Here is an 18,368-nt window from a genome sequence, read left to right as displayed (position 1 = left end):
AGCAGGTATTGACAGCGGAGCGCCTTCGGGCGCTCCCGTCTAACTCTTTAGACACTGAGAGGTGCATAGCTATGTCACGGAAAAAAGTCCACGTAACGAAAGCAGGCAAGAAATGGAAGGTACAGTCCGAGGATGCTGGACGTGCTGACAGCTACCATGATCGAAAAGAAGATGCCGTCAACCGAGGGAAGGATATCGCGAAAAACGCCCCCCTTGGACAAATCATCATCCATAAAGGAGATGGTGAGTTCCAGACCGAGCACACCTACGGGAATGACCCTGAACGTTACAAAGGATAAGCCCTAACCCACCCCCGGTCCTCTTCGCGAGGGCCGGGGGTTTTTTGTGTCCCGCAGGAAGGATTGCGATGAGGGGCGTTACGCGCCGCCCGCCTCCGGGAAGTACGTGATGATATGGATGTACGCGCCCAGCGGGTCCCGCAGAACCGCAAACCGCCCGACATGTGGGATATCCACCGGGCCGTGGATAACCTCGCCGCCAAGCGCCACGCATTGTTTTGCCGATTCGTCCGTATCGTCCACGGTAATGTACGCGCCCCAGTGCGGCGGGATGTTCCTGCCCTCAGCCGCCGGCGGGAACGTCATCATGCCGCCGACGTACTGGCCGCCAACCTTGGCCGACGAGTAGGTCATGCCAGGCAAGTGCTCCATGGGCATGTCCTCAAATGTCCACCCCAGCAGCTTGCCGTAGAACTGCTTGGCAGCCTCGACGTCCGTAGTGATGAGCTCGTTCCAGCTGAACATGCCATGCGTCTTCATAGGATCCATGGTGTGTACTGCCCCCGTTTTAGCAAGCCTCTTGTAAGGGGAGGTTTGGGTTGAGCAGCTCCTGCTCGACAGCCAGGGGCGTTCGGTAGCCCAACGTCGAGTGCAGGTAGTGCGCATTGTAGTCGTCAATCCAGCGGCTTAGCGCCTCGCAGAAAGCCGTGGGGCTACGCCATTCGTTCACCCACACGAGCTCCTCCTTCAGCGTCCGCATGAAGCGCTCCGTATCGGCGTTGCCCTTGGGGTTGTTGTACGCCGTGAAGGCCTGCGTGATGCCCAGGCAGTGGCATGTCTTCATAAAGCTCAATGATGTCGGCTGGCTGCCGTTGTCCGACATCAGGTGAAGGCCGCCGCCGCGCACGCCCTCGGGGAACTGCCGATTCACGGCCTGGTCCAGCGCCGCGAGCCAGTGCTCTGTCCTGGCTTGCGCCCCGGCGTAATGCCCCACGACCTTTTTGGTGCGCCAATCCAGGACGATCACGACGTACATCCAGCCAAAGCCGTCGATCATGACCTTGGTCATGTCCGTGCCCCACCACTCGTTGGGCCGCGTCGGACGCGGCTTGGGGCGCGAAGGCTTCCGATTGGTCGCGGGCACGGCGCCGCGCTTCACGCAGAGGCCGTGGTCGCGCATAAGCCGGTAGACGCGGTGTTTGCCGATGGACATCGTGTCCACAAAACGCAAGTGGGCCCAGATCCGGCGGTAGCCCCAGTAGGGATGATCCGCCTTGATGGCGCGAATTCTCTGCAACAACAGAGTGTTGCGAGATGCAACTTTGGGGTATGGGCCACGCTTCATTCGAACAGATCGCTTTTTTTAAGCTCCAGAGTCAGCTCGCCCACCAGCCCCTTGAGCCGGGTGTTTTCGCGTTCGAGCTTTGCCGTGCGCCGGGTGTTCTTGTCCGAGATAAAGACCTCGTGGGCCTTCTCCAGCAACTGATCCCGCCACCGGTAGTACATGTTCTGAGTGATGGCATGCTCCGTGCAGATTTCTGTGACGGATCGTCCTCGAAGGCCTTCGAGGACGATCTGGGCTTTCTGTTCCGGGGTCCATTTTCTCAACGCCATGGGAACCTCCTTCTGCTGAAAATCTCAGCCATGGATGCTCCCCTCTGGTCAAGGCTTCTTCAAACTGGGGGCAGTATAGGTGCTCCCCTTCTGTTGCGTTCCTGAGGATAAGGCCGCGGACCGGATGGACGCATCGGCCTCGTGCCGTGATAGCCTTGAGCACAATCGTATGCTCGAAATCATACTCTGTAGCGAGGTCTTTTTTCGGGGAGGTCCCCTGTCAGGGCTGCGGCGCTCAGCGCGGCCTTGCATGCAGCAGTCCCGGAAGAATCCACACGTTCCTTCTTCCTCCCATAGAAAACGTTCTGCGCTTGATTTCAGTCAAGAATCCCATATAACAATATAATAGTTCCACACCAAATATATTGGAGGACTCCATGAGACGGCTTCTTCTGCTCCTCGTCTTTGTCTGCCTGATTGCGGCCCCTGCCTACGCCAAGGACTGCACCGCGGTGTACGGCGATTCCGACCAGCAGTTCAAGCTGGCCACCGGAAGCCCGGGCGAGCTGGGACTGCTCGAACAGCTCGCAAACGCCTTCAACGCCGACCACGACACGAGCCTGTGCTGGATCAAGGCCGGCTCCGGGGCTTCCCTCAAGCTGCTCAAGGAAAAAGAGGTGGACGCCGTCATGGTCCACGCGCCGGCCGCGGAGAAAAAGGCCGTGGAAGAAGGCTGGGCCACGGACCGCAAGCTCATCGGCTCCAACGAGTTCTACATCGTGGGTCCGGAGTCCGACCCTGCCGACATCGCGGACGCCGAAAGCGTGGCCGACGCCTACGCCAGAATCGCCAAGGCCAAGGCGCTGTTCTTCTCCCGCGGTGACAACTCCGGTACGCACAAAAAGGAGATGGCCATCTGGGAAAAGGCCGGCATCGAGCCTTCCGGCGACTGGTACGTGGTGACCAAGGATTTCATGATGGCCACCCTGAAACGCGCCGACGCCGAGAAGGGCTACTTCATGACCGACTCCTCCACCTACGTGGCCGCGCGCAAGGAGCTGCAGAACGTGAAGCCGCTGTTCTCCGGCGATCCCTTCATCGTGAACACCTACCACGGGCTCTGCCAGCCCGCCGGGGCCACGCCCATGGCGGAGACCGGCTGCGAGTTCATAGACTTTGTCGGCAGTGACGCCGGCCAACAGATCATTCGGGATTTCGGCAAGGACCGCTACGGTGAGCCGCTGTACAACGACGCGGAGTACGCCAAGCAGTTCGTGCATTAAGTTGGACATGGGGCTACCCGCCCAGGCGATGAGCGGGTGCACACTATGAACGCGCCGGCGGAATGGGACCGCCGGCGCGTTCTCTTTTTTACGGCTACGGATTCTGATCGACTTACGCAACTATCAAGAATGCCAGGGCATCCATAAATTTCGCAAAATAGCTTGATATTCAAAATACTCGCATATAGTTTATTTTGACTTTCAAGCTAAAGGAGATTTTCAATGAATGCCGATGCGATATTCCTTGTGGCCCTGCAGACCAGCCTCGTTCTCGGTCTGGTGCACGGCGTTAATCCGTGCGGCCATTCCTGGCTGGTGCTGGCGCCGTTCGTAGCCGGGCAGAAAAGCGGCCGTCGCGTGGCCGTGCTCACCGGCTCGTTCATAGCAGGCACCTCGCTGGGCTGCCTGGCAATCGGCCTGGCCCTGGGCCTGCTCTCTGCGCAACTGCCGGACAGCATCCGCGTGGTAACGGACATGGTCGTAGGCGGCATCATCATAATCTTGGGTCTGATCCTGGTCTGGAAACCGCATCTTTTGCACAGCCACGAGCATTGCCACATGCCGGACGATGATCATGATCACCACCATGGCGACGATCCCCATCATCATGATCACGATCATGACCACCATCACGATCATGACCATGCACACCATCACCACGCTCCCGCCAAAGGCTTGGGCAACAAGGCCTCCACGGCCTGGGGCCTGGGCGCCATCGGCTTCGTAAACATGATCGTGCCCTGCCCCACGGTGGCCATCATGTACTCCTACGCCCTGAAGTCCGGGAACGCGGCCAGGGCCGTATCCGTGTTCGCCAGCTACGCCGTGGGCACCGCCCTGGCCCTGGCCAGCGTCATCTTTCTGCTCTTCCGGCTGGCGGGCTGGGTGCGCAACCTGGAGAAGCCGTGGGTGGAACCGGCCATCATGCGCACCGTGGGCGTGATGACTATCGCATTCGGCGTATACTCCATGTACGCGGATTTTTTAGCATAAGGAGGCAACCTCGTGCCCGACCTGGATACCCTCTCCCGCGCGCTCGTGGAGTTTTACGAAAAGCTTTCCTCCTGGGAGCATAGCGTGGTGCGCGACCAGGGCATGACCCTGCCGCAGATGCACACACTGGAGATTCTTGGCGTGAACCCGCCCCTGCGCATGAAGGAGCTGGCCCAGAAGATGGGCGTGACCACCGGCACCCTGACCGTGCAGGTGGATCGGCTGGAACGCAGCGGCATGGTACGCCGGCGGCCGCACCATGATGACCGCCGTTCCATTCTGGTGGAGCTGACCGACGCCGGGCAGGAGATGTTCCAGGGACACCACTCCCTGCACGAACAGCTCACCCGCGACATCACGGCGCAGCTCTCCGACCAGGAGCGCGACACCCTGACCGAGCTGCTCACCCGGCTGAACAACGAGTTCTGAGACCTTTCTCCCGATGGACGTGGGGCCGGCGGTTCGATTCGCTCTCAGTGCTACCCGGCGCGCCGTCTTTCAGAGGGCACTGCTCAGTCCTCGTCCTCGCCCTTCCTGCTCTCGGCGCTCTCCCCGTCGTCCTCCAGGCTCCTGCCGCGCACCAGTCCCTCGCGGCCATACTTCTCGCGGATGGCGTCCACGGTCTTGTCGATCACCTCGAAGCGCCGCGACTTCTCGCCCTCGCCGCGCAGGTCCAGCTTGAGCTGGTACGGCGTACGCTGGAAGTTGGAAACCGAAACGCCGATGAGCCGGATCTTCTTGGTCAGCCGCTCCTTGTCCAGCAGATCGGCCGCGGTCTCGAAAATGCGCTCGTCCGTGTTCACGGGCTCGTCCAAAGTGCGCGAGCGCGTGATGTTGCGGAAGTCCACATCCTTGAGCTTGAGCGTGACCGTGCGGCCCAGGTTGCCGTCGCGCCGCAGCCGGCGGCCCACCCGCTCGCACAGCCCCCACAGGATGCGCCGCAGCTCGTTCTTGTCCCAGATGTCCTTGGCAAAGGTGGTTTCGGCGCCCTCACTCTTGGGCGCGCGGTAGGTGGTCACGCCGCGCGGGTCCAGCCCCTGGGCGCGGTCATAAAGCACGCCGCCCCACTTGCCGAAGCGCTCCAGCCAGAACTCTTCGGGGTAGCGGGTGATATCCGCGGCCATGACGATGCCGAGCTTGGCCAAAGCGCCCTTGCCGTGCTTGCCCACGCCAGGGATGTCGCCCACGGGCAGCGTTTTCAGGAAGCCGGCCACCTCGCGCGCCTCGATGATGAACACGCCGTCCGGCTTGTTCACGTCCGAAGCGATCTTGGCCAGGAACTTGACCGGCGCGATGCCCAGCGAGCAGGTGAGCCCGCCCGTGGCCTCGCGCACCGCATCCTTCACCTTCTTGGCCAGCACGGCCGGCGGCCCGAACAGCGTCTCCGTGCCCGAGACATCGAGATACGCCTCGTCCACCGAGGCTTTTTCCAGGATCGGCGAGAAGTCGGAAAGCGTTTCCATGACGATGTTTGAGAGCTCGCCATAGCGGTGCCCGCGCGGTTTGACGAATACCCCGTTGGGGCAGAGCCGTTTAGCCGTGGCCGTGGGCATGGCCGAGTGCACGCCGTACTTGCGCGCCTCGTAGGACGCGGCAGAGACGACCCCGCGCTCCCGGCCGCCAACGATAACGGGCTTGCCGGCCAGGGACGGGTCGTCCAGGACCTCCACGGATGCGAAGAACGCGTCCATATCCACATGCATGATGCGCCGAGCCATGACCGCAAGTGTATCAGCAGCCGGGACGGACGGAAACGGCGGCGTGTGGCGCTCTCCCGCTAGATCCCCGCGAAATTTTTCGATATATATTCAAGCATTGTTTGCGGAATGCCACAATACCGTCACGATTGCGCGAAAGAGATTGCGTACGTTCCTGGGCACATAGCATATCTTTTTCCGGCGCTTCAAACCGAACGGCGCATGTTAAAAAATCGCACGCAAGCCCCCCCACCTACCTATGAACACACAAAAAGTCGTGATCACCCACCGGGTCCACCCCGGTGTCGTCGAGTATCTGTCCCGGCACTACGACGTCATACCCAACGAGACTCCCGGAGCTCTGGACCGTGAGACCCTGCTGGAACGCTGCCGAGATGCCGCGGCCGTCATGGTCTTCATGCCGGACTGGATCGACGCCGCGTTTCTGGACAATTGCCCGAAGCTCAAAGTGGTCGGCGCCGCACTCAAAGGGTTCGACAACTTCGACGTCGCTGCCTGCACCCAACGCGGCGTCTGGTTCACCATCGTACCGGACCTGCTTACGGTCCCCACGGCCGAGCTCGCCTTGGGCCTGGCGTTGGGCCTCATGCGCAATGTCCTGCCCGGTGACCGCTTCATCCGCAGCCGCAAGTTCCAGGGCTGGCGGCCCAGTCTGTACGGTGCCAGCATGACCGGCGCGACCATCGGTATGATCGGCATGGGCGCGGTGGGCAAGACCCTGGCGCAGCGGCTCATGGGGTTCGATATCCGCCAGATCCTTTACACGGACCCAGCGGCGCTCACGCCGGAGGAAGAGAAACGCCTCGGCGCAAAGCAGGCGAGCTTCCAGGATATCCTCGCCCAGAGCGACGTGCTCTTCCCCCTCACGCCCATGACGGCGGAGACCTTCCACCTCATCGACGAGACCGCACTGGCCGCCATGAAGCCGGGAAGCTACCTGGTGAACGTCTCCCGCGGTTCCGTGGTGGACGAGGCGGCCGTGGCCGGCTCCCTTGCTGCGGGCCGGCTGGGCGGCTACGCCGCCGATGTGTTCGAACTGGAGGAATGGACGCGCGAGGACCGGCCCAGCGTCATTCCGGAGATGCTGCTCGACAACGTGGACCGCACGCTTTTCACCCCGCACATCGGCTCGGCCGTGGACGGCGTGCGCTATGAAATCGCCATGCAGGCGGCGCGCAACATCGTCCAGGCTCTGTCCGGCCAGCGGCCGGAAGACGCCGTCAACGAGCCGGTTCGTTGAGTACAAAACTCAAGCCAGCCAAACAATCTCCTACACATTTAACAAGTCCAAATAGGGCTTATAAATGTACACGCGATTTCTCTTCTGCCCGGTAACTTCATGCAGCAGACCCAGCTCTTCAAGCTGAGACACGAGGGCATTTGCGGCCGGGTAGCTTCTACCAATGATTTCGGCAATGGTCTTGACTGAGACGAAAGGATGCTCGAACAATTTATCCAGCAGAAGTACGCTGCTTGCACTTGAGCGAGTCTGATCTGAAAGCAATGCCCTATGATCTTCGCGCATCCTCTGGATATTTTTCGCTGTATCTGTTGCTTGAACAGACGTTTCTCGAACACCTTTCAAGAAAAAGATTATCCATTCTTCCCATTCGCCATAATCACGAACTCTCTGAAGTCGCTCATAGTACTCCATCCTGTTCTCTTTAAAGTAGTATGAGATGTACAGGAGTGGACGACTCAATATTTTCTTCCAGCACAATAAGAATGTTATAAGAAGCCTACCCATTCTTCCGTTTCCATCGAGGAAGGGGTGAACAGTTTCAAATTGAGAATGTATCAAACCAATTTTTATAAGTGGCGGTACATCATCTTCCATATGAATGTACTCCTCAAGCCTACCCATGTGGCGTAGCACTTCCTGAGGAGGTGGCGGGACGAATGTCGCATCTGAAGGTGAGCACCCTGGAGCCCCGATCCAATTCTGCGTCCTTCTGAACTCTCCTGGTTCCCTCTCCGATCCCCTCACGCGTTGAAGAAGGATTTCATGAATTTCCTTTATCAGCCGGATGGAAGGTGGGAGCTCATCAAGCCGCTCCAGCCCGTGATTCATGACTCTGATATAGTTGACGACCTCTCCCACATCTGAAGATTTCTCGGCCCGAGCAGAGTCTATTTCGTACTCCAGAAGGTCTATCAGGGAGGCTTGCGTCCCCTCGATCTGAGATGACAACACCGCCTCTTTTCTCACATACATTGCAACAAACAGATCCGGATTAGGAAGAAGCTCTGTCGCCGCGTCCAACCTGCCTATCGCCCTATCCGCGCTTGATAGCCTCATCAACAGCTCTGGATTGCCAAGATCAAGCAGTGGATTCTTCGGAGGGAGAGGGGTCGGAATGAAGGATCGGCAGCCCGCGCTTTGCGGTACATATATTCCGGCCCTGTTCCTTTTCGCGCCGGCGCTTTCTGAACTAGCCATATTGAACTCTCCTTCATTAAGCGTTGCAGCTTCCTCTCTTAGTAAAGTTTCTTGGCCTTTTTTTTAATATGCCCTTCAGCGCAGCGCAATATTAAAGTTCTCAAGTATAACTACGTATACAAACAAGACGCCGGAGGCAGCAGCGTCCTCCGGCGTCTCATTTTGTTTGGAATCTGGGAGCGAAATCTTAGGCCGCGGCGCAGGCAGAACGCCCCACGGCAAAAACGTGGCGGCCTTCCACTATGACGTCCGTGACTGTCGGGGTTCCGGCGTCGTCCACAATAATGATGTCCGCGCGCTTGCCGGGCGCGATGGCGCCGCGGTCCTCCATGCCTACGGCGCGCGCCGGTCCGCCGGAGACGAGGTCCCAGCAGCGGCCGAAGCCGAGCTCCAGAGTCCGGGCCAGAACGAACGGCGCGTGCAGCAGCGTGGGGTAGTAGTAGTCCGAGGTCAGCACGGTGCACAGCCCGGCCACCAGAGCCTCGCGCGCGGTCAGCCGCTTGTCGTGGCTCTTGCCGCGCAGGGCGTTGGGCGCGCCCAGAATAATCGCATCCCCCATCCGCCGCGCCTCCTCGGCCGTCTCCGGGTCCACCGGAAACTCCGACAGCCGGCAGCCCAGCTCGTGGAACCAGCGCCGGGTCTCCGGGTCCGGGTCGTCATGGGAGGCCATGGGAATGCCCCGCGCCGCGGCCCGTGCTGCCAGGCGCTCCACCATGCGGGGGATTACCCCCCGCCGGCCCTTCATCTCCTCCAGCAGCACAATGAACTCCTCGCGGGTCAGGCCCGTGCGGTTCAGATAGCCGGACATCTTGTCGTAGCTGTCCAATTTTCTGGACATGAGATCAAGGTGGTCGTTGAAGGCCAAAAGGTCCACAGCGCCCTGGTCCAGCCACTCCTCCAGCTCGCCGACCACGTCCAGGTTGGCCGTCTCGAACCTGACGTGCAGCCGCGTATCGCAAATGAGCGACGGCCGCACCGCCTCCAGGGCCTGGCGAAAGGTCAGCGCCGCCTCGCGTCCGCGCAGTCCCGGCTCCCACGACCACGTCAGGCTATGAAACACCGTGGTGATGCCGCTAGCCAGGAGCTGGCGATCCGTATCGATCAGCGCGATGTCGTGCGCAAAGTGCACGCCCGGCCGGGGCATGAGCTGGCGCTCGAAGCCGTCGCCGTGCAGGTCCACAGCCCCCGGCAACACCAGCCTGCCGCCGGCGTCCAGCCTGCGGCCGCGGCCGTTCTCGCCCACGCCGGTTACGACGCCGTCCTCGATGGTGATGGTGGTGTCCTCGATGCTTCCGCCCGGCAGCAGCACCCGCGCATTGTCTATGGTCAGGCTCACGTGGCAACTCCTCATTCATGTTCGCTGAACGCCCGGATTCCGATGCGCCATTCGTGCGCAACCTGCTTCCAGACATACGCGCTATGGCGCGCCGCGGGCGCGCTGTCAAAGGATTAGACGATATCTAAATTTGTCTAGACGTTCTTCATCGGAACTGTGTTTGCCTGCCACCGCATTGTAACCAATTCGCCGGTAGACACTGTGGTGTGCGCACAGACGTCGCAGGTTTTTCGCACCCCAAGCACGATGCAACCGAGTGGAGGATGGCATGACACTGTTCCGCAGCCTGGCGATAGCCCTGGCCCTGATCGCGGTTTTCGCCGTGACCAGGAAGGCCGAGGCCGCCCAGACCTACAAACTTGCCGTGACGGACCTCGAAGGCATGGAGGAGCTCCAGCGTGAGTTCGCCAAGTTCCGCGAAGTCCTCAACACGGCCACTGGCTATGATTTCGAGCTCTTCCCTGTGAACAACCGCACCGCCGCCGTGGAGGCGCTGCGGTCCAAAAATGTGGACTTCGTGCTCACCGGCCCGGCCGAGTACGTGGTCTTCAAGAAGCTCACCAACGCAACCCCGGTGATCGGCTTCTCCCGTCCGGACTACTTCTCCTCCGTCGTGGTCATGGCCGACAGCGGCTACACCTCCCTGGAGGACCTCAAGGGCCAGAAGGTGGCCTTCGGCGACGTTGGCTCCACCTCCAAGCACCTGGGCCCCATGCAGATCTTCAGCGATCACGGCATCAATGCGCTGAGCGATCTCGAACCCATGTACATCGACCAGAACGTGGGCTGGCAGGCGCTCAAACGCGGCGACGTGGCCGCCTTCGGCACCACCAACTCCAAGTTCATGCAGCTTCGTGAAAAGGATGAGCTGCCTCCCGGCGCGTTCCGGGTCATCGCCCGCGGTCCGGACCTGCCCAACGACGTGCTGCTCGTGGGCCCCCACGTCGACCAGAAGGTCGTGGACACGGTCCGCAACGTCTTCGACTCGCACTCCGACGAGCTCATTGCCGCGCTGCTCGTGGGCGAGGAGAACCAGAAGTACCAGGGCATGAAGTTCATCTCTTCTATCAAGGATTCGGACTACAACTACGTCCGTGAAATGTACGCCACCATCGGCTACCCCCAGTACGCCGAGTTCGTGGGTGACTAAATGAAATGTCCGTATGAACCCGCCGGGGCCAGCGCCCCGGCGGGCACCACCCCAGAAGCCGAGCGCGACATCCTGGTGCGCGGCCTTACCAAGCGCTTCGGCGACCACGAGGTGCTCAAGGGCGTGGACCTCGATATCCCCAGGGGACAGGCCGTGGCGCTCATCGGCTCCAACGGCGCCGGCAAGTCCACCCTGCTGCGCTGCATGCTCCGCCTCGTGGACCCCACAGACGGCTGCGTCACGCTCCTGGGCGAGGACGTCACCGCTCTCAGGCCGGCGGAGCTCAGGCGCATCCGCAGTCAGGTGGGCTTCGTGTTCCAGCGGCACAACCTCGTGCCCAGATTTTCAGCCCTCACCAACGTGCTCCACGGCGCGCAGGCTCGCGGCAAGGGGCCCCGCCTCTGGCACCAGACCCTCGCTTCCGAAGGCAATCGGTTGGAGGCGTTGCGCTGCCTGGAGATGGTGGGCCTCTCCCACCTGGCCGAACGCCGCGTGGACACCCTCTCCGGCGGGCAGTCCCAGCGTGTGGCCATTGCCCGCGCCCTGATGCAGCGGCCCAAGCTGATGATGGCCGACGAGCCTGTGGCCAGCCTGGACCCCAGCGCCGGGCGCGAGGTCATGGATCTCTTCGTCGAGCTCATCCACCGCGAGGGCATCACCCTGGTCTTCACGTCCCACTCCCTGGCCCAGGCCCTGGAGTACGCGGATCGGCTCGTGGCCCTGAAGCATGGCCGCATCGACCTGGACGCACCGGCCGCGAACCTCGACGAATCCCAGCTGAGGACGGTTTATGAAGCCGCATGACACCGCGGCGGAAGAACGCCGCTTCAAGGACCCCTCCGTGGTGGACCACAAGCTCCTGCCTCAGCGGTTCAAGCGCATGGAGCCTTTCTCCTTCGTGGTCCTCCTGGTCTGCGCGGCCTTCTTCGTCTCCTCGCTCTACGGTACGGATTTCTCCCTGCTCAAAATCGCGCACGGCGTGCCGTACATGCTCGACCTTCTCTCGCGCATGTTCCCGCCGGACTTCTCCCGCCTGGGGGCCGTGGGCCGGGCCCTGCTGGAGACCTTCCAGATGGCGCTGGTGGGCACGGTGCTCGGCGTGCTCTTCAGCATGGTCATCGGCATTCTGGCCACGCGCAGCCAGACGCCCAGCATGGTGCTCTACTATATTTCCCGCGGGTTCATCGCCCTGTTCCGCACCGTGCCGGACCTCATCTGGGCCATCATCTTCGTGGTCATGGTGGGGCTCGGCCCCTTTGCCGGAACCCTGGCCATCATGGTGGACACCATAGGCTTCTGCGGCCGGTTCTTTGCCGAGGCCATGGAGGAGGTGGACCCCGGCCCGCAGGAGGCATTGCAGGCCCTGGGCGCCACGCGCCTGGGCGTGATCTTCTGCGCCGTCATCCCGGCCGCCCTGCCCTCGTTCATCAACACCGCGCTCTTCAGCCTGGAAAAGGCCACGCGCTCCTCGGTGGTGCTGGGCCTGGTGGGCGCCGGCGGCATCGGCATCGAGCTCAAGGTCTCCATGGACATGTTCATGTACGACCAGGCCTCCACCATCATGTTGCTCATCTTTTTCCTGGTGCTCATCGTGGAGCGCGCCTCCACCTGGCTGCGGCAGAGGGTCATCTGATGCGCGCTTCACGCCTTGTCGAGGGCGATCTGCACGCGGTCGCTGTTGTAGCGGGTGCAGCCGTAGTCGATGGGCAGGCCACGAGTGTCCACGTTCAGGCTCTTGGCCACCAGCAAGGGCCGGGTGCGCGGCTGGCGCAGGATTACGGCCTCCTCCTGGGTGGGCGGCCGCGCCGTGATGCGCGTGTACACGCGGGTGAAGTCGGCCACGCCGAACTCGGTCAGACACGCGGTGATCGAAGATTTCTGCACAAACATCTCATCGATGCCCGTAAAGCGCGGCAGCGGAAAAAAGTGCGAGGCAATGGCGATGGGCCTGCCGTCCGCCTCGCGCAGAATGTCCATGCGCACGGCCTTACGTCCTGCAGGAAGCTGCAGCGCCTGGGCCATCTCGCCCTCGGACTCCACGACGTCCTTGTTCAGCAGCGTTCCGCCGGGGAGATGGTTCTGCAGCGCCATGTTCTCGGAAAATCGCGTCCGCTTGCCCACGGAGTACTCGATGAGGTGGTCCTGGACGAACGCGCCGCGGCCCTGCTCCACCCGCACCAGATCCTTTTCCTGCAGCACCACCATGGCCCGGCGCACGGTGTGCCGATTCACGCGGAAGCGGTCGGCCAGCTCCATCTCGGTGGGCAGCTTCTCGCCAGGCGCGAACGCGCCGCTCAGGATGTCGCGCTCCAGATTCAGGACAATCTGCCGCCACAAGGTCACGCCGGCTGTTCTGGGCAGGGTCATGGCGCCTCTCTACTCGGGGTGTCGATGGTGGATGGGAATGGCCGCGGTCTCAGGGTTCTTGACCTTTTGAATTGTATAGACCTCCGGATGATTGTTTGATGACGACTGCGAAGCATTTGCATGACACGGAAACCGCTACGACCGCGCGCCAGCACTGGATGGCCGTGCTTGCACGCGCCGACGCCAACGCCATGGAGGAAGCCTGGCACGACCTCGACCGACAGCCGGCCTGGGAGTATCTGCGCAGGCCCGAGACCGGCCTGGTCATGGTTCGCGGGCGCATGGGCGGCAGCGGCGGCAGGTTCAACATCGGCGAGATGACCCTGACCCGCTGCGCCGTGCGCCTCCTGGATTCTGGTATCGCCGGCTTCGGCTACGTGGCGGGCTACGCGCACGAACGCGCCATGTGGGCGGCCCTGTTCGACAGCCTTTTGCAGGACGCCGAGCACCAGACGGCGGTCATGGCCGCGCTGATCACGCCTGAGGCGGAGCGCATCCAAAAGGACAAGGAGCGCGCCAGCAAACGCGCCGCAGCCACGCGGGCTTCTTTCTTCACTCTGGAGCGGGGGCATATCGGCCTATGACCTTCCACGCCTCGATCCCCACCGCGCAGGGACGCGCCATGCTGCAACCGGCCTTTGCCAACCCAGTACAGGAGAGCCAGCGCTTTTTCCGCGTCGCCCTGGAGGCCCTGTCCCGGCCCGGCCACGTCGCCCATGCAGACTGCGCACACGACTCGCCGGGTCATCCGGCTCCGCTGCACCCGGCCACGGCAGGTCTCTGCCTCACCTTGGTGGACGGCAACACCCCTGTCTGGCTGGATTGTATCAATGGTAGCGACCGCGACGGCGTCATCGGCTGGCTGCGATTCCACTGCGGCTGTCGCATCGTGGACGACCCGGCCGCCGCGGCCTTCGCCATCATCACCGACCCCGACCACATGCCGCGCCTGGAACGCTTCTGCCAGGGCACGCTACGCGACCCGCATCTCGCTGCCACGTTGCTTATCCAGGTTGATGCGTTGGCGGGCGAGCAGGTTGTCGAGTCTAATTTTATGGACGCCATTAGCAAGACGAACAGCCTGAACGACATGTCTAACAAACTGGACACAATCTCTGACTCCGACATCGTCACACTGGCCGGGCCGGGTGTGGACGGCTCCATCCGTTTTGCCGCACGCGGGCTGCCGGACTGGTTCTGGAACGATATGGCCGCGCAACGAACGTCCTACCCCCAGGGCGTGGACATCTTCCTCACGGCCGGCTCCTGCTTGGCCGGCCTGCCGCGCAGCGTGCGGCTTCCGGACCACGGAGGCGCGCCATGTACGTAGCCATCAAAGGCGGCGAGCGCGCCATCCGCGCAGCGCATGCCCTGCTGGACGCCTGCCGCCGGGGCGACCCGGACGTGCCGGAGCTCGATCTCGACCAAATACGCGAGCAGCTCGGCCTGGCCGTGGACCGCGTCATGGCCGAGGGCTCCCTGTACGATCCGGAGTTCGCAGCCCTCGCCGTAAAGCAGGCCCAGGGCGATCTCGTGGAGGCCATCTTCCTGTTGCGCGCTTACCGCACCACCCTGCCGCGGCTGGGCGAGAGCGAGCCCGTGGACACCACGCGCATGGCCGCCATGCGCCGCGTCTCCGCCGTGTACAAGGACCTGCCAGGCGGGCAGATTCTCGGCCCCACCTTCGACTACACGCACCGGCTGCTAGACTTCGAGCTGGCCGACGGCCGCGACGCGCCAGACATTGCCGAGGCCGACGAGCCGTTGCACGAGCCCCTGCCCCGGGTGCTGGACTGGCTGAACGCCGAGGGACTTATCGAGCCGCCCGGCGGCATGGGACAAAAGCAGCCGGACACCGCGCCGGATGTGGCAGTTGATGACGCAGCAGGCGCAGCAGATGCAGGCGACGACGCCTCAGAAAAGTGTGGCGGGCCTCATCCTCATAATGACGACCCGGAGCCCGGCGACATCACCCTGGACCCGCTGGAGCTGCCGGCCGGCCGCGACGTGCGCCTGCAATGCCTGGCGCGGGCGGACGAAGGGTTCCTGCTCTCCATGGCCTACTCCACCCAGCGCGGCTTTGGCCGCAATCACCCCTTTGCCGGCGAGATCCGCACCGGCGAGGTGGCCGTGGAACTCTGCCCGGAGGAGCTCGGCTTTCCGGTCTCCGTGGCCGACATCACCGTGACCGAGGCGGACATGATCAACCAGTTCAAGGGCGGCGGCGATGTGCCGGCCCAGTTCACCCGCGGCTACGGCCTGGTCTTTGGCCGGCTGGAGCGCAAGGCCGTGTCCATGGCGCTGGTGGACCGCGCCCTGCGCGCCGAGGAGCTGGGGGAGGAGGCGAGCTCCCCGGCGCAGGACCACGAGTTCGTGCTGCTGCATGCGGACAACGTGCAGGCCTCCGGATTCGTACAGCACGTGAAGCTGCCACACTACGCGGACTTCCAGTCCGAGCTCGCCTTGGTGCGCGGCCTGCGCAGAAAATGGGAAGTCGGAAAACGCGGCGGAGGGACAACAACAGACGGCGCAGGCGATACTCCCGAGGCCCATGACGTCGATGACGCCGGGGACTCCCACCTGCACAGCTTCGGACCGGACGGCATGGAGAACGGCGCATGAAACCGAAAAGCCGCTACACCTTCGCCTACCTGGACGAGCAGACCAAGCGGATGATCCGCCGCGCCGTGCTCAAGGCCGTAGCCGTGCCCGGCTGCCAGATTCCATTCGCCAGCCGGGAGATGCCGCTGCCGCCGGGCTGGGGCACGGGCGGTCTGCAGGTCACCGCCGCGGTCATCGGACAGGACGATGTGCTCAAGGTCATCGACCAGGGCTCGGACGACACGACCAACGCCGTGTCCATCCGCTCCTTTTTTGCGCGCACAGCCAACGTGGCCACCACCACGCGCACGTCCGAGGCGTCCATCATCCAAACGCGGCACCGCATCCCGGAAACACCGCTCCGCGAGGGGCAGATCATGGTCTACCAGGTGCCCATTCCGGAGCCCCTGCGCTGGCTGGAGCCGCGCGAGACCGAGACCCGCACCATGCACGCCCTGGAGGAGTATGGCCTGTTGTACGTCAAGCTCTACGAGGACATCACCCGCCTGGGCGAGGCGGCCACCTCGTACAACTACCCGGTGCTCGTGGAGGGCCGCTACGTCATGAGCCCGTCGCCCATCCCAAAGTTCGACAACCCCAAGCTGGACCGCAGCCCGGCCCTGCAGCTCTTCGGCGCCGGCCGGGAGAAACGCATCTACGCGCTGCCGCCGTTCACGGCCGTGGAGAGCATCGCCTTCGAGGACCATCCCTTCACGGTGCAGCGCTGGGAGCGCGCCTGCGACCTGTGCGGCTCGGCCGAAAGCTTTCTGGACGAGATCGTGATCGATGACGCCGGCGGCCGGATGTTTGCCTGCTCGGACACGGACTTCTGCGAGCGCCGGCGTCAGGCCGGCAACCGCGGGGCCATGTCCGCCGGTCTAATCGCCGAGGAGCTGGCAGGAGAGCTAATCGGCGAGTCGGAAAGTGAGGGAGGCGCGCAATGAACCCGGTGCTATCCAAAGGTGACGCGCCCTTGCTCTCGGTGCGCGGGCTGGCCAAGTATTACGGAGCCCGCGTCGGCTGCCGGGATATCGAGCTCGACCTCTGGCCCGGCGAGGTGCTGGCCCTGGTGGGCGAGTCCGGCTCCGGCAAGACCACGCTGCTCGAATGTCTGTGCGGCAACTACGCGCCCAGCGCCGGCCAGGTGACCTACCGGACGCGCGACGGCCGGGTGGTGGACGTGCACGAAATGCCCGAGGCGGCGCGGCGGGTGCTGATGCGCACGGAGTGGGGCATGGTCCGCCAAAACCCACGCGACGGCCTGCGCATGAAGGTGAGCGCCGGGGCCAACATCGGCGAGCGCTTGCTGAACGCCGGAGAGCGCCGTTATGGCGCGGTGCGCAGTGCGGCCGCCGGCTGGCTGGAGCGGCTGGGCATTGCCGTGGACAGGCTGGATGACCTGCCCTCGGCCTTTTCCGGCGGCATGCAGCAGCGGTTGCAGATAGCGCGGACCCTGGTCACAGAGCCGCGGCTGGTGTTCATGGACGAGCCCACCGGCGGCCTGGACGTCTCGGCCCAGGCCACGCTGCTCGACCTGTTGCGCAACCTTGCGCAAACCCTGTCCCTGTCCATCGTGCTGGTCACGCACGACCTCGGCGTGGCGCGGCTCCTGGCCCATCGCGTGCTGGTGATGCGGCGCGGCCGCATCGTGGAGCAGGGCCTGGCCGACCAGGTCCTGGACGACCCCATCCACCCCTACACGCAGCTTCTCGTCTCCTCCATCATCCACGCATGACTGACATTCCACGCCCCACCCTCCGCGTCCGCGGTCTGGCCAAGGAGTTCGTCCTGCACCACCGGGGCGGCGCGCGGCTGCCTGTGCTCGCCGGGTTCGAGCTCACGGCCATGCCCGGCCGTTGCGTGGCCCTCACCGGCCCGTCCGGCGCGGGCAAGTCCACGTTGCTCAAGCTCTTCTACGCCAACTACCGCGCCAACGCCGGCGCAATCCTGGTGCGCCATCACGGCGAGGTGGTGGACATCGCCGCGGCCGGACCGCGCACTCTGCTGGAGCTGCGCAACGAGACCATCGGCTATGTGAGCCAGTTCCTGCGGGTGATCCCCCGCGTGGACACGCTGGACATTGTGGCCGAACCGTTGCAGCGCAGAGGCGTGGAGCATATGGAGGCGCGCGAACGCGCGGCCGCCCTGCTGGCGCGGCTGAACATCCCGAAGAGCCTGTTCGAGCTCACGCCGGCCACCTTTTCCGGGGGCGAGCGCCAGCGGGTGAACATCGCGCGCGGGTTCATCGCCCACAGTCCCCTGTTGCTGCTGGACGAGCCCACAGCCTCGCTCGATGCGCGCAACAAGGGCGTGGTGCTGGAGCTCATCGAGGAGGCCAAGACAAACGGCGCCGCCGTGGTGGGCATCTTCCACGACGAGGACGCCCTGGCGCGGGTGGCGGACGAGTGCTGCGAAGTGCGCCCACCTTGTACGGCGGAAGCCGGCTGCTGATTATCCCAGATCCGGCGGCGACCCAGGACGCTCGCCGGCCGCCTCCAAACGTTCCCCTGATTGTGACCAACCAGTGGCAATCCTGCGTGCGGCTCCGCCCGCGCCGGGCCGTTCTGCCACATCCGACTGCTCCGCCTCCCTTCCGCATCGGCCTGGCGTTGCAAATTATCACGCCTTTGCGAATCGCGCTTCGATCTATATCTGATGCGACTTCCCGACCGTTTCGGCCATGAAGT

Annotated in this window: 21 protein-coding genes; 14 read left to right on the top strand and 7 right to left on the bottom strand. The window is 63.3% G+C overall.

The features are described from left to right. Positions 1-71 precede the first annotated feature (71 nt). Complete coding sequence (locus E8L03_RS16085) at positions 72-299, top strand: DUF2188 domain-containing protein (protein ID WP_171267909.1); 228 nt, start codon at positions 72-74, stop codon at positions 297-299. Positions 300-377: 78 nt separating this feature from the next. On the opposite strand, the gene E8L03_RS16080 is transcribed toward E8L03_RS16085, so the two are convergent. The 3 genes from E8L03_RS16080 to E8L03_RS16070 are packed head-to-tail and all read right to left on the bottom strand — an operon-like array spanning position 378 to position 1,853. Beyond that, positions 378-788: a VOC family protein gene (locus E8L03_RS16080; RefSeq protein WP_171267908.1), complete on the bottom strand. Its 411-nt coding sequence runs from the start codon at positions 786-788 to the stop codon at positions 378-380. A 19-nt stretch (positions 789-807) separates the two neighbouring features. Then, positions 808-1,539, bottom strand: coding sequence for an IS3 family transposase (locus E8L03_RS16075; protein WP_171267907.1), 732 nt, complete (start codon positions 1,537-1,539; stop codon positions 808-810). 41 nt (positions 1,540-1,580) lie between these two features. After that, positions 1,581-1,853: a transposase gene (locus E8L03_RS16070; protein ID WP_171267906.1), complete on the bottom strand. Its 273-nt coding sequence runs from the start codon at positions 1,851-1,853 to the stop codon at positions 1,581-1,583. A gap of 377 nt (positions 1,854-2,230) precedes the next feature. Here E8L03_RS16070 and E8L03_RS16065 point away from each other — a divergent pair, with 377 nt between their 5' ends. From E8L03_RS16065 to E8L03_RS16055, 3 genes are all read left to right on the top strand, one after another. Then, positions 2,231-3,076, top strand: coding sequence for an ABC transporter substrate-binding protein (locus E8L03_RS16065; protein ID WP_144306302.1), 846 nt, complete (start codon positions 2,231-2,233; stop codon positions 3,074-3,076). A 222-nt stretch (positions 3,077-3,298) separates the two neighbouring features. Continuing rightward, a complete protein-coding gene (locus tag E8L03_RS16060) occupies positions 3,299-4,069 on the top strand; it encodes a sulfite exporter TauE/SafE family protein (protein WP_171267905.1) in 771 nt (256 codons plus the stop codon). 12 nt (positions 4,070-4,081) lie between these two features. Further along, complete coding sequence (locus tag E8L03_RS16055; protein WP_235896690.1) at positions 4,082-4,498, top strand: MarR family winged helix-turn-helix transcriptional regulator; 417 nt, start codon at positions 4,082-4,084, stop codon at positions 4,496-4,498. 83 nt (positions 4,499-4,581) lie between these two features. Here E8L03_RS16055 and E8L03_RS16050 read toward each other — a convergent pair whose 3' ends face one another. Beyond that, a complete protein-coding gene (locus E8L03_RS16050) occupies positions 4,582-5,787 on the bottom strand; it encodes a DNA polymerase IV (protein WP_244963548.1) in 1,206 nt (401 codons plus the stop codon). Positions 5,788-6,025: 238 nt separating this feature from the next. Here E8L03_RS16050 and E8L03_RS16045 point away from each other — a divergent pair, with 238 nt between their 5' ends. Beyond that, positions 6,026-7,027, top strand: coding sequence for a phosphonate dehydrogenase (locus E8L03_RS16045; protein WP_171267904.1), 1,002 nt, complete (start codon positions 6,026-6,028; stop codon positions 7,025-7,027). Positions 7,028-7,057: 30 nt separating this feature from the next. Here the strand turns inward: E8L03_RS16045 and E8L03_RS16040 are convergent, their stop codons facing one another. Both E8L03_RS16040 and E8L03_RS16035 read right to left on the bottom strand, forming a co-directional pair. Continuing rightward, positions 7,058-8,227 carry a Fic family protein gene (locus E8L03_RS16040; RefSeq protein WP_171267903.1) on the bottom strand — a complete coding sequence of 390 codons (1,170 nt, stop codon included), beginning with the start codon at positions 8,225-8,227 and terminating at the stop codon, positions 7,058-7,060. Between the two features lie 187 nt (positions 8,228-8,414). Next, complete coding sequence (locus E8L03_RS16035) at positions 8,415-9,563, bottom strand: alpha-D-ribose 1-methylphosphonate 5-triphosphate diphosphatase (RefSeq protein ID WP_171267902.1); 1,149 nt, start codon at positions 9,561-9,563, stop codon at positions 8,415-8,417. A 268-nt stretch (positions 9,564-9,831) separates the two neighbouring features. On the opposite strand from E8L03_RS16035, the gene E8L03_RS16030 reads away from it, so the two are divergent. From E8L03_RS16030 to phnE, 3 genes are read left to right on the top strand one after another with little or no spacing between them, the layout of a single operon-like run. Next, a complete protein-coding gene (locus E8L03_RS16030) occupies positions 9,832-10,713 on the top strand; it encodes a phosphate/phosphite/phosphonate ABC transporter substrate-binding protein (RefSeq protein WP_171267901.1) in 882 nt (293 codons plus the stop codon). Then, complete coding sequence (locus E8L03_RS16025) at positions 10,714-11,517, top strand: phosphonate ABC transporter ATP-binding protein (RefSeq protein ID WP_171267900.1); 804 nt, start codon at positions 10,714-10,716, stop codon at positions 11,515-11,517. It begins immediately after the preceding gene. After that, positions 11,504-12,346 (top strand): phosphonate ABC transporter, permease protein PhnE, encoded by an 843-nt coding sequence (gene phnE / locus E8L03_RS16020; RefSeq protein ID WP_244963547.1) that lies wholly within the window; start codon positions 11,504-11,506, stop codon positions 12,344-12,346. Before E8L03_RS16025 ends, phnE begins: the two co-directional genes overlap by 14 nt. 8 nt (positions 12,347-12,354) lie before the next feature. Here phnE and phnF read toward each other — a convergent pair whose 3' ends face one another. Continuing rightward, positions 12,355-13,080, bottom strand: coding sequence for a phosphonate metabolism transcriptional regulator PhnF (phnF, locus tag E8L03_RS16015; protein ID WP_144306294.1), 726 nt, complete (start codon positions 13,078-13,080; stop codon positions 12,355-12,357). 98 nt (positions 13,081-13,178) lie between these two features. Here phnF and phnG point away from each other — a divergent pair, with 98 nt between their 5' ends. The 6 genes from phnG to phnL are packed head-to-tail and all read left to right on the top strand — an operon-like array spanning position 13,179 to position 18,132. Further along, positions 13,179-13,664, top strand: a complete 486-nt coding sequence (gene phnG, locus E8L03_RS16010) for a phosphonate C-P lyase system protein PhnG (RefSeq protein ID WP_171267899.1) — start codon at positions 13,179-13,181, stop codon at positions 13,662-13,664. Continuing rightward, positions 13,661-14,410 carry a phosphonate C-P lyase system protein PhnH gene (phnH, locus tag E8L03_RS16005; protein WP_171267898.1) on the top strand — a complete coding sequence of 250 codons (750 nt, stop codon included), beginning with the start codon at positions 13,661-13,663 and terminating at the stop codon, positions 14,408-14,410. The genes phnG and phnH overlap by 4 nt, the downstream gene beginning before the upstream one ends. Continuing rightward, positions 14,401-15,702, top strand: coding sequence for a carbon-phosphorus lyase complex subunit (locus E8L03_RS16000; protein WP_171267897.1), 1,302 nt, complete (start codon positions 14,401-14,403; stop codon positions 15,700-15,702). Before phnH ends, E8L03_RS16000 begins: the two co-directional genes overlap by 10 nt. Then, positions 15,699-16,625: an alpha-D-ribose 1-methylphosphonate 5-phosphate C-P-lyase PhnJ gene (locus tag E8L03_RS15995; protein WP_171267896.1), complete on the top strand. Its 927-nt coding sequence runs from the start codon at positions 15,699-15,701 to the stop codon at positions 16,623-16,625. Before E8L03_RS16000 ends, E8L03_RS15995 begins: the two co-directional genes overlap by 4 nt. Next, complete coding sequence (gene phnK, locus E8L03_RS15990; protein ID WP_171267895.1) at positions 16,622-17,416, top strand: phosphonate C-P lyase system protein PhnK; 795 nt, start codon at positions 16,622-16,624, stop codon at positions 17,414-17,416. The genes E8L03_RS15995 and phnK overlap by 4 nt, the downstream gene beginning before the upstream one ends. Then, entirely contained in the window at positions 17,413-18,132 is a 720-nt protein-coding gene (gene phnL, locus E8L03_RS15985) for a phosphonate C-P lyase system protein PhnL (RefSeq protein WP_171267894.1), read from the top strand. The genes phnK and phnL overlap by 4 nt, the downstream gene beginning before the upstream one ends. Positions 18,133-18,368: the final 236 nt, after the last annotated feature.

This window comes from Oceanidesulfovibrio marinus (genome assembly GCF_013085545.1).
Classification (GTDB): domain Bacteria; phylum Desulfobacterota; class Desulfovibrionia; order Desulfovibrionales; family Desulfovibrionaceae; genus Oceanidesulfovibrio; species Oceanidesulfovibrio marinus.
The sequence above is the reverse complement of the archived record's forward strand: the minus strand, read 5'-3'. Positions and strand labels throughout refer to the sequence as shown.

Excerpts from the sequence above, each read along its gene's own strand:
- E8L03_RS16060 (WP_171267905.1), top strand. The coding sequence starts at position 3,299 with ATGAATGCCGATGCGATATTCCTTGTGGCCCTGCAGACCAGCCTCGTT.
- phnL (WP_171267894.1), top strand. The coding sequence starts at position 17,413 with ATGACTGACATTCCACGCCCCACCCTCCGCGTCCGCGGTCTGGCCAAG.
- E8L03_RS16050 (WP_244963548.1), bottom strand. The coding sequence starts at position 5,787 with ATGGCTCGGCGCATCATGCATGTGGATATGGACGCGTTCTTCGCATCC.
- E8L03_RS16045 (WP_171267904.1), top strand. The coding sequence starts at position 6,026 with ATGAACACACAAAAAGTCGTGATCACCCACCGGGTCCACCCCGGTGTC.
- E8L03_RS16030 (WP_171267901.1), top strand. The coding sequence starts at position 9,832 with ATGACACTGTTCCGCAGCCTGGCGATAGCCCTGGCCCTGATCGCGGTT.
- E8L03_RS16080 (WP_171267908.1), bottom strand. The coding sequence starts at position 788 with ATGGATCCTATGAAGACGCATGGCATGTTCAGCTGGAACGAGCTCATC.
- E8L03_RS16085 (WP_171267909.1), top strand. The coding sequence starts at position 72 with ATGTCACGGAAAAAAGTCCACGTAACGAAAGCAGGCAAGAAATGGAAG.
- phnF (WP_144306294.1), bottom strand. The coding sequence starts at position 13,080 with ATGACCCTGCCCAGAACAGCCGGCGTGACCTTGTGGCGGCAGATTGTC.
- E8L03_RS16065 (WP_144306302.1), top strand. The coding sequence starts at position 2,231 with ATGAGACGGCTTCTTCTGCTCCTCGTCTTTGTCTGCCTGATTGCGGCC.
- E8L03_RS16070 (WP_171267906.1), bottom strand. The coding sequence starts at position 1,853 with ATGGCGTTGAGAAAATGGACCCCGGAACAGAAAGCCCAGATCGTCCTC.
- E8L03_RS16025 (WP_171267900.1), top strand. The coding sequence starts at position 10,714 with ATGAAATGTCCGTATGAACCCGCCGGGGCCAGCGCCCCGGCGGGCACC.
- phnH (WP_171267898.1), top strand. The coding sequence starts at position 13,661 with ATGACCTTCCACGCCTCGATCCCCACCGCGCAGGGACGCGCCATGCTG.
- phnG (WP_171267899.1), top strand. The coding sequence starts at position 13,179 with ATGACGACTGCGAAGCATTTGCATGACACGGAAACCGCTACGACCGCG.
- E8L03_RS15995 (WP_171267896.1), top strand. The coding sequence starts at position 15,699 with ATGAAACCGAAAAGCCGCTACACCTTCGCCTACCTGGACGAGCAGACC.
- E8L03_RS16000 (WP_171267897.1), top strand. The coding sequence starts at position 14,401 with ATGTACGTAGCCATCAAAGGCGGCGAGCGCGCCATCCGCGCAGCGCAT.
- phnK (WP_171267895.1), top strand. The coding sequence starts at position 16,622 with ATGAACCCGGTGCTATCCAAAGGTGACGCGCCCTTGCTCTCGGTGCGC.
- E8L03_RS16040 (WP_171267903.1), bottom strand. The coding sequence starts at position 8,227 with ATGGCTAGTTCAGAAAGCGCCGGCGCGAAAAGGAACAGGGCCGGAATA.
- phnE (WP_244963547.1), top strand. The coding sequence starts at position 11,504 with ATGAAGCCGCATGACACCGCGGCGGAAGAACGCCGCTTCAAGGACCCC.